This window comes from Candidatus Poribacteria bacterium (assembly GCA_028820845.1).
In the GTDB taxonomy this organism is placed as follows: Bacteria; Poribacteria; WGA-4E; order WGA-4E; family WGA-3G; genus WGA-3G.
Genome location: JAPPII010000032.1, coordinates 34,328 through 44,785 on the forward strand (window position 1 = coordinate 34,328; position 10,458 = coordinate 44,785).

Annotated in this window: 7 protein-coding genes; 6 read left to right on the forward strand and 1 reads right to left on the reverse strand. The window is 50.2% G+C overall.

Features of this window, described 5'->3' with window-relative positions:
* Positions 1-71 precede the first annotated feature (71 nt).
* The 5 genes from OXN25_07985 (at position 72) to OXN25_08005 (ending at position 6,505) form a co-directional block, all read left to right on the forward strand.
* Complete coding sequence (locus OXN25_07985) at positions 72-1,223, forward strand: hypothetical protein (GenBank protein ID MDE0424789.1); 1,152 nt, start codon at positions 72-74, stop codon at positions 1,221-1,223.
* Positions 1,224-1,537: 314 nt separating this feature from the next.
* Positions 1,538-2,236, forward strand: a complete 699-nt coding sequence (locus OXN25_07990) for a discoidin domain-containing protein (GenBank protein ID MDE0424790.1) — start codon at positions 1,538-1,540, stop codon at positions 2,234-2,236.
* Positions 2,237-2,477: 241 nt separating this feature from the next.
* The gene (hflK, locus tag OXN25_07995) at positions 2,478-3,446 is read left to right on the forward strand and encodes an FtsH protease activity modulator HflK (protein MDE0424791.1); all 969 of its coding nucleotides are present in this window, start codon (positions 2,478-2,480) and stop codon (positions 3,444-3,446) included.
* 11 nt (positions 3,447-3,457) lie between these two features.
* Positions 3,458-4,408: a protease modulator HflC gene (gene hflC, locus OXN25_08000; protein ID MDE0424792.1), complete on the forward strand. Its 951-nt coding sequence runs from the start codon at positions 3,458-3,460 to the stop codon at positions 4,406-4,408.
* Positions 4,409-4,582: 174 nt separating this feature from the next.
* Entirely contained in the window at positions 4,583-6,505 is a 1,923-nt protein-coding gene (locus OXN25_08005; GenBank protein ID MDE0424793.1) for a hypothetical protein, read from the forward strand.
* A 135-nt stretch (positions 6,506-6,640) separates the two neighbouring features.
* Here the strand turns inward: OXN25_08005 and OXN25_08010 are convergent, their stop codons facing one another.
* Positions 6,641-7,720, reverse strand: a complete 1,080-nt coding sequence (locus OXN25_08010; GenBank protein ID MDE0424794.1) for a Gfo/Idh/MocA family oxidoreductase — start codon at positions 7,718-7,720, stop codon at positions 6,641-6,643.
* A gap of 310 nt (positions 7,721-8,030) precedes the next feature.
* Here OXN25_08010 and OXN25_08015 point away from each other — a divergent pair, with 310 nt between their 5' ends.
* Positions 8,031-10,214 carry a malate synthase G gene (locus OXN25_08015; protein MDE0424795.1) on the forward strand — a complete coding sequence of 728 codons (2,184 nt, stop codon included), beginning with the start codon at positions 8,031-8,033 and terminating at the stop codon, positions 10,212-10,214.
* The last annotated feature ends 244 nt before the right edge of the window (positions 10,215-10,458 follow it).

Sequence of the window (10,458 nt, forward strand, 5' to 3'; positions counted from 1 at the left end):
ATCGGCTACCTTACTTGGTAATAGAGGAATATTCCGAAACAGCTTGAATTTCCGCGTCAAAGGAGGCGTGAATGGATACCTTATCTACGCATAACTGTTCCCCGAAAAACCGTGTGGACGATCTGTTACGACCAGAAGTGCTTCAGGCGTTTGATCGTGCGACGTTTGAGCGCGATGGATATTGGGTGTGGGAAGGAATACTGACAGACACCGCCCGTAAACGCTGGACAGCGAGCTTGCAGAAGTTACAGCAGATGAACGATGCGATCCTCATGGATACGGAGTGGAGTGCTATCGATTTTCAGGCGCGGGGATTTCCGCCGCCTTTGCCGGAACAAATCACACCGGCGTTTCTGGCAGCCTGCTGTGGCGGTTCAGAGCAAATGCCGGGGTTCCTCAGAACCGCTGAGTTGCGGCGATATATGCACACCTACGGGCTATTCGGACCCGGAGCGGCGTTGGTCACACATGGTTTCGAGTCGCAAGGCGTTATGCCGGAATACTTCCCCGCCGGATATGACGACTTTATCATGGATGTAACCAGTGCTCACCCGCAAATGATGGCACTCTTCAGAAAACTTTTCGGAGACCGATTCATACTTGACCACTGTTTTATGCTCAACCGGGCGATCGGTTCAAAAGGGCGTCGATGGCATGCCCATCAGTATCGGGAGGGGCAGTACGAAGTTGAGGACCCCATTGGGACTGGAAACGCCCTTACCCCTGAATTTCTAAAACGACAGTGTATTCGGACGCTCTGCTATCCAGAAGGGGCAACCCTCGAAGATGGTGGAGAACTCGCAATTATTCCTGGCGCGCATCTCTATCGCATTCCGTACAAATGGAGCACAGAACGCCCCGATGATGACGCTGCCATGAAATCAGGGTGGTTGAAGGGTAAGATCCACGCCTTCACAAGAAAACCCTTAGAAATCGTACACCTCTCGCTACCGCCCGGAAGCATGGTGTCCTTTGTCCATCACATGCCGCATTATGTTGGTTATCGAAAGCCGGGGACGACAACGCGGTGGGGACTCCTTATGGCGTATCGAACGCCCGATCCGGATGCAGAACCGGAAAAGTGGACAAATGGTATTCCCACCCATTGGGTGGAACAGGCCGCGGCCCAAGGAAAGCTGTCTGCGGCAGCGCAGCGTGTATTTGAGGCGGATAACCCCATCCACAAGCATCTACTGGAATTTCAACGACAAACCTTATCTTAACTTTGCGAAATTGTGGTCTAAATAAGCGTATGCACTACAGTCACCTACACGAATGCCTTGTAGCATAAACTGTTAGTTTGTGCCTCTGGTGAGATTCGGAAACCTCGCCAGCGAGAATGTCTCATTAATTCTAAGGTCCACCATAAATGCCCTAAAATGATCTTGAATTTTCTATAAGAATATGGAATAATATGTTACGTGGAACACAGGTTAGTAAAGATGAGTAGCGTAAAATGGGTGGTATCACTCAAACGCACCTACTTAACGCGAAACTCATGTAAACGTCAGATTTATTTTTTTGGAGGTTGAACGATATGAAAATTATGCTGGTATTAGCAGGAGTTATGCTGATGATCGCCTATCTTGTTATCAGCCCGATCGACATAGCACAGGCGGAGGAAGTCTTGGGAGAAGGAACCGAGTCACTCCTCGGAGGCGACCTAACCGACCCGGAAGACGATGGTGACCCTGAATCGGATAGCGGTTACAACGCTATTTTCTCAGCCAACGATGAACCCGGGTTCGCGGGCGGCGAATTTGCCTTTAACGTCTTCGATAACCGTCTTGGCCCCAGCAATGACAAATGGTGCTGCGGACTTGGGGGCGGCATTCCCGAGGAGGGGCTACACGTGACAGCTGAGTTGGACGCACCGTACGGATTGACACACTTCACCGTATCCTCAGCCAACGATGTTCCCGCGAGGGACCCGACAGTGTGGGAAGTTCAGGGGTCAAACGACGGCGAGAATTTTACCACCATCTTTTCTCACGATGGGGATAGCTTTTGGGAACAGCGACTGCAAGTCGTCCTTTTTGAAGCAGGCGAAGATTTTGAAGTCCAAACCACCGGGTATCGGTTTTTTCGGCATGTTACTTTTGACACCGCATCCAACCCGGCTGGGGCGTACTTTCAAATCGGCGAAATTGAGTACTTCGGCGATGCTAATCTTACCCCCGTAGACCCTAAAGCCAAGCTCACAACTACATGGGGACACATCAAAAACGCCCGATAAGCGCACATATCGAACATTTTCTAAATCGGCTTGAATCCAGTAATAACTTGGTTTGAGCCGTTTTCATATCCGCAGCAACTCTCTACCTCGGGGCAAAGGAGCGGTTACAGGCTGACTGTCAATCGCCAATCGCTATTTAATCTTTTCCTTGACTGCTTTGAGCAGATGCCTTATTATTCTATGGTAGATTATAGGGGCCTTCCTTAAAAAATATCGTCAAAAATAAAAAAGGAGCATTCTTGTGCAAGACCTCCAAGAATTGATTACACGACAACCCTACACGCGTCTCGTTACTCCGAAGCGGATTTTATACGCCGTTCTGGGTTTGATCGTTTTAGGGTGCTTAGCGACAAGTTTCTATACAGTTGAGGCAGATGAAATTGCAGTCGTACTGATGTTCGGTAAATCTGTCCGGCAAGCCGAACCCGGACTCCACTTCAAGTTACCACTCGGCATTGAGAGAGCCATTAGCGTGCCTGTCCGAAAAGTCTTCAAAGAAGAATTCGGTTTTCGCACCCTTAGAGCCGGTGTCCGTACGCAGTATGACACCCGTGATTACTCGGACGAATCCCTCTTACTGACGGGGGACCTGAGCATCGCCGATGTTGAATGGGTAGTGCAGTATAAAGTCAAAGACCCGAAAATGTTCCTGTTCTCTGTGAGGAATCCACAGCAGACGTTACGCGACCTCTCCGAAGCCGTCATGAGCCGAGTCGTTGGGGATCGGATTGTCACGGAAGTGTTGACTGTCGGACGTATTGAAATCGCGGCGGAAGTTGAACAACACCTCCAACAATTGTTGGATATGTATCAAACCGGATTAGATGTGACAACGGTGACCTTGCAGGATGTGAACCCGCCGGAAGCCGTGAAATCCGCCTTTAACGCCGTTAACGAAGCGAAACAGGAGAAAGAGCGGTTAATCAACGAGGCCTGGCGCGATTACAACCAATCCGTTCCGAAAGCCAAAGGTGTAGCAGCACAAAGGATTTCGGAGGCACAAGGTTACGCACTGAAACGGGTTAACGAAGCGCAAGGCGATGCCGATCGGTTCAAAGCAATCCGTTCGGAGTACCAAAAAGCGAAAGAGGTTACCCGGCGCCGACTCTATCTCGAAGCGATGCGAGAAGTGTTGCCACAGGTGAAAGAGATTTATGTCATTGACGGGAACGCCAATACCCCCATCCCAATCCTGCAACTCAAAGAATAAGGAGTATTCCGATGAAATCGAAAATAGTGCTTATACCCTTGATTATTATTGGGGTTCTGGCAGTAGTGCTTGCGTCAGGCGTATTCTATACTGTTTATGAAGGTGAGCAGGTCGTGATTACCGAGTTCGGCCGTCCTGTTGGGCAACCGATCGTCACGGCTGGATTAAAAATAAAAACGCCTTTTATTCAGCAGGTGCACCGCTTTGAGAAACGGGTACTTGAGTGGGATGGTTCGCCGAATCAGATTCCGACAAAGGACAAGAGGTTCATCTGGTTGGATACCACGGCGCGCTGGCGTATTAAGGATGCCCTCAAATTCTATCAGGCACTCGGAACAGAAGTATTCGCACAGTCCCGCTTGGATGACATTATCGATTCCGCTGCGCGAGATTTGGTGACAGCACAACTCCTGATTGAAGTCGTCCGAGATTCAAATCGGGTGTTGAGTCTCGATCTCGAGGTCCTGGAAGGAGAGGAGGGCCAGACTGGTGAACCTTTAGAAGAGATTCAGATTGGCAGAGAGCAGATTACACGGATGGTTCTCGAAAAAGTCCAAGAAACCGTTCCACAATTCGGCATCGAACTCGTTGATGTTCGGATCAAACGCATTAACTATGTAGACGAGGTTCGCAAAAAAGTCTTTGACCAAATGATTTCGGAGCGTCAACGGATCTCTGAGAAGTACAAGTCAGAGGGTGAAGGCGAAGCCGCCGACATCATGGGACAGAAGCAGAAGGAGTTGGAGCGGATACAATCTGAAGCCTATAAAGAAGCCGAGCAGATTAAAGGGGATGCCGATGCACAAGCCATCCAAATCTACGCCGAAGCACACGGGCAAGACCCGGAGTTTTTCGCCTTTATTCAGACCTTAGAAACGTATCGACAGACAACGGGTGAAAGCACGAAACTCATTCTGACGACAGATAGCGACCTCTATCGGTATCTTAAGAACAGCGAATAGCAATTATGGTAAACCTGAAAAACAAATAGACATTCGCCCTCCCCCGGTAGGGTTTTTGCTGGAGGTCTTTGCTTGGGTATTTCTGCGGATTTCTTCAAGGTTTCTAACCTCGCCGGTGTAGAGTGTCCAATTAATTCTAAGGTTTACCATAAAAGTACTATACTGTGATGTTTGTTGAAATCTGAAATCGAGGGGCCTCCGCATTACGTGAAGCGTCAATTCTCTCCTCTCAGTTTGAAAGCCGTTTGCATCGGGCTCGTGCTGATTCCCGCGAATGCGATGTGGCAGATGATGGGGCTACGCTGGGACATCGCGCACATGTCGATGATCTCGCTGCTCTATAACACCATCACACTCCTCTTCGCGCTGACACTCATCAACCGCTTCACGAAAAAATACGCACCGCAGCTCTCGCTTTCCGCAGGTGAACTCCTAACAATCTATGTCATGTTGTGCCTCTCGACTGCTATCGGTGGGCACATGTGCGTCCAGATACTCCTCCCGATTATCAGTTACGCCTTCGCCTACGCAACCCCCGAAAACGATTGGCAATCCCTCTTTTGGCACTATGTTCCGTCATGGACATCCGTTAGCGATAAGCGTGGACTCGCAAACTTTTTCGATGGCGGCTCGACGTTCTACCCGCACATTGAGGCGTGGATAACGCCGCTGTTGTGGTGGGGACTCTTCCTCGCTGCGCTCTTTTCCGTGATGCTGAGCATCAACTTTATTTTCCGAAGACAGTGGACGGAGAATGAGAAGTTGAGTTACCCATTGATCCAATTGCCGCTTGCGATGGCGAATCCGGGAAGCGGATTCTTTCGCAGCAAAGCGATGTGGATCGGGTTTGGTGTCGCTGCTGCCATCGATCTGCTCAACGGGGTTAACTACCTATTTCCGCAGGTCCCTCGGCTGAGTGGTATCCGCGCCTACGACATCGCAGACTTCTTTACTGTCCGTCCGTGGAATGCGATTACGTGGTTTCCCGTCGGCATTTACCCGTTCGCCGTTGGACTCGCCTTTTTCATGCCGTTGGAGTTATCGTTCTCCTGTTGGTTCTTTTACCTCTATTGGCAAGCACTTCGTGTGTTAGGCAGTGCAGTCGGTTTAACGGCACCGTTTCCTTATGCAGAGGAACAGTCTTTCGGGGCATATCTCGGTATCGGTGTGATTGCTATCTGGAGCGCGCGACGATACTTAGGGCAGGTACTCCGTAGACTTCTCGGTATGAACAACGCACTGAGGGATCGAGATGAACCGATCTCTTATCGGGCGGCAGTGATATGGATGGTGGTGAGTATCGCTTTCCTGATTGGGTTCTGCTATAAGATGGGAATGTCGTTATGGGTGATTGCAACCTTCTTTGGACTTTTCTTTGGGTTGGCGACGGGAATTACGCGGATGCGCGCGGAACTCGGTTCACCCGTCCACGATCAGCACTATGCCGGTCCTGACAGGATGATGTATTCTGTGTTCGGTGCGAAGCAGCTGGGGGCAAGCAATCTGACAGGATTGGCGTATCTCTACTTTTTCAATCGTGCCTACGATTGCCTCTTGATGCCCCACCATCTTGAAGGTTTGAAGATAGCAGAGCGCGCCAACATCGAAAACAAGACCTTCGCGAAGGCGGTGATTATCGCTATCGGTGTGAGCATCGTCGCAACAATCTGGGCATACCTACACGTCTCGTATCAAGACGGCGTTTATACAGCGTGGGCAGGTAGAGAGACCTTCAGTCGGCTCGGTAGACGACTCGTTCAACCGGCGGGTCCTGATACCGCCGTGCTGAGTGCAATCAGTGTTGGAACAGTCGTTGCGATTCTCTTGGCTTTTCTACGGGCGCGATGGATGTGGATGCCGTTCCATCAAGCCGGTTATGCCGTCACGAGCACCTTCACAATGAATTTCTTCTGGTTTTCCCTGCTTGTGAGTTTCATCTTGAAATGGATTATCACGAAGCATGGCGGCATCGGCGGTTTTCGGAAAGCAGCCCCGTTTTTCCTCGGTCTCGTGTTGGGTGAGTTCGTCGTGACGACTTTCTGGGGTACAGTGGCGATCCTGTTCCGTGTGGAGACCTATATTACGATTAATTTGTAGGGAGAATGGCGTGGTTGTATGAAGTCTAAAGATTTAAATCGGTGTTTTTTCGGATGCCCCAACTTGTTGGGGGTGCAGGCCATCGAAACACTCCCGAACAAGTTCGGGCATCCAAGTGTAAATTTGATGTCTGGTTTAATCTACTTCCCACTCCTGCAAACCGACGGGCATTGGATCAGGACGTTCCGCTGTACTTCTTATCTCAACGTGCTCACCGGTTTCAGAAGATTTATCGAAAGCGAGCATCACCTCCAACACATGATACGCCAACGCACCGTTTGCGCGATGCATCCGTCCCGATTGGATTGCCGACACCATATCAATCACGCCAATCATCCGGGCGTTGTTCGGAAACTGGATTTCCTCTGCTTCCCAATCGCCGCCTGCGGGACAGACATTAACGGGACCGCCGAAACCGTTTGGATCTGGGACCGTCATTGAGCCGGTTTCGCCGTAGATTTCGATGCACGGAAGACTGTGCCGCCACATATCGAAACTCATAATCATTGTGATAATCGCACCGTTCTGGAATTCAAGTGTGCCGGTGAGGTGGGTCGTGATTTTGACAGGAATACGTAAGCCACGCACGGCTTGACTCGTTGCGACGCGCTCTTCAAACGCTTTCGTCGTAATCGCTGCGACGCGCTTGACGGGACCGAGGATATTAACGAGCGCGGTGACGTAGTAGGGTCCCATGTCCAGCATTGGACCGCCACCGATGTCGTAATAGAAAGCCGGGTTCGGATGCCAACTCTCGTGTCCATGTCCACACATAAATGCGGTACCAGCAATCGGTCTACCAATTTTCCCAGCATCTAACGTTTGCCGCGAGGTCTGGATCCCTGCCCCGAAGAAGGTGTCGGGTGCTGATCCCACTTGCAACCCTTTTTCTGCTGCGGTGTCAATCAGCTGTTTCCCACTTTCAACATCCACACCGAGCGGTTTCTCGCTATAGACGTGTTTTCCGGCTTCCAAGACTTGCAAACCGACTTCGACGTGTGCTCTCGGAATAGTGAGATTGACGACCAGTTCAATCTCTGGGTCTGCGAGGAGTTCATCGACGCTGCATGCGTGGGAGTTGTATCTTTCGGCTTGTGCCTGTGCCGCCTCCATTCGGAGGTCAGCGCAGGCTTTGATTTCTAAAATGTCGGTTTTTCGTGCCCCCTCAAAATAAGCACTGCTGATGGTTCCACAGCCTATAATTCCAATGTTCATGTATATCTATTTCCCTTTCAGGTGGTTTTTCAATTGCGGGTTGATGAATTAAATCTGTGTTTATTATATCAGTTGTATTGGATATTCCGCAAGATTTTATGGACAACTTGCTAACCGCCAATCGCTAACTGCTAATTGCCAACCACGAAAAAAATAATTGACAGATTACAAACCTATTGCTATGATAATTGAAAACCGAGGCAATGCTTGTTGTCGATGCAACGATGCATCGGTTAGCAGAAACCTGCCCTTTATAGTAGGGGAAGCCTACAAGCAATATCCCGCAGCCCCTTGGAATGGAGAAGTGAGTATGGGAAACCGAATTGAAATCGGGAACCTCAGAATAGATGAAGGTTTGTACGCATTGGTAAGAGATGAAATCGCGCCTGGAACTGGGATAGAGCCGGATGCCTTCTGGAAGGCGTTTGGTGACATCGTAGCAGCGTTCGCACCGGAAAACAGGGCACTCTTAGATAAACGCGATGCCCTCCAGCAACAGATAGATGCTTGGCATCTGGCACGTAAAGGTGAACCGATTGACGGTGAGGCGTATGCAAAGTTCCTGACGGATATAGGCTATCTACTCCCGGAAGGACGAGACTTCACTGTGATTACCGAGGACGTTGACACAGAGATTTCGCTCATCTCAGGTCCACAACTGGTTGTCCCAACCGATAATGCGCGCTACGCGCTGAACGCAGCGAACGCACGTTGGGGAAGCCTCTACGATGCACTCTACGGAACGGATGTGATTGATGAATCAGAGGGTGCGACAATGGGAACGACCTATAATCCGATCCGGGGTGCAAAAGTTATCGCCTACACCGAACAGTTTTTGGATGAAATGACCGGACTGGAAACAGGTAGTTTCTCTGACGTTACCCAATTTTCCCTTGAAGCCGTTCAAGATGGGCAACAGTTACGCGCAGTGCTTCGTGATGGCAGTGAAGTCGGTTTGGCGGATCCAACTAAATTTGTAGGTTTCACCGAAGACAACGGCAAACTCACTGCGATTCTCCTACGAAACCACGGACTCCACATTGAGGTCCGAATAGACCGAGCGCATCCCGTTGGCAAGGAGCATCCCGCTGGTGTCTACGATGTTATCCTTGAGTCGGCAATCACGACGATCCAAGATTGCGAGGATTCTGTCGCTGCTGTAGATGCAGCGGATAAGGTGCGCGTCTATAGCAACTGGAACGGGATCATGAAAGGGACGCTGGAGACGACGTTTGAGAAAAATGGCGAAATGCTGATCCGTCGCCTCGCACCTGACAAAACCTTTACCGCCCCGGATGGAAGCGAATTGACATTGCCCGGTAGGAGTCTCCTCCTGATTCGGAACGTTGGACTCCACATGTACACCGATGCCGTTACAACAGCCGACGATGAAGAGGTCCCAGAAGGTATCCTTGACGCGATGGTAACCTCCTTCGCCGCCATGCATGATGTCCAAGGGAAGGGGCTCCACACAAACAGCAAAACAGGGAGTATCTACATCGTCAAGCCGAAGTTCCACGGACCTGAAGAAGTGGATATGACGATTCGGATGTTTGAGTGGATAGAATCCGCGCTCGGACTCCCAACGAATACTATTAAAATCGGGATTATGGATGAGGAACGGCGGACGACTGTCAATCTCAAAGAGTCGATTCGCGTGGCACAGGAACGACTCGTCTTTATTAATACTGGGTTCTTGGATAGAACCGGCGACGAAATCCATACGAGTATGGAAGCTGGAGCGATGATCCCCAAAATGGAGATTCGCGACGCACCGTGGATGCTCGCTTATGAGGATTGGAACGTTGATATGGGCATTGAGACGGCACTCCTCGGCACCGCTCAGATTGGGAAAGGGATGTGGCCGAAACCCGACCAAATGGCTGAGATGGTTGAGACGAAGGTGAATCACCCATTAGCTGGGGCAACAACTGCATGGGTCCCTTCCCCGACAGCCGCAACGCTGCATGCGATGCACTACCATCGGGTTGACGTTGGAAACTGGATAAAGCAGTTAGCCGCAAGGCAGCGTGCGAGTATGGAGGATCTGTTGACGCCACCGCTATTAGAGGAACGCGTCCTGCGAACTGACGAGATCCAGCGTGAGTTGGATAACAACGCCCAAGGTATCTTGGGATATGTTGTCCGGTGGGTGGATCAAGGTATCGGCTGCTCAAAGATACCCGATATTAACAACGTCGGTTTGATGGAAGACCGAGCAACACTCCGGATTTCGAGTCAACATATTGCGAATTGGCTCCACCAAGGGATCGTTACGAAGGAACAAGTAACCGAAACTTTCCAACGCATAGCAAAGATCGTTGACCAACAGAACGCCGGTGACCCGAATTATCGGGACATGGCACCGAATTACGACGAGAGTGTCGCGTTTCAAGCGGCTTTAGACTTGGTTTTTAAAGGATGTGAACTCCCGAACGGATATACCGAGTTTGTACTCCATCCACGTCGGCGGGAAGTTAAAGCAGGCGGTTAATCCAAGGTGGACAAGGTTTCCCGACCTCTATTTAAAATAGGTAGGCGAGGTTTTCTAACCTCGCCTATTTTCTTTCTCATATTCACTTTTCCGTACCATACCGGTTATCACCAACTATGGTAAACCAGAAAAATAAATGAACATTTTACCCCGGCCTGGTAGGTGCGGTTTCTAACCGCACCGGTCCTGAATGTCTACGTAGTGTTTACATTTTGTTAGCAGTGATCAATATAGCTGCGAAATA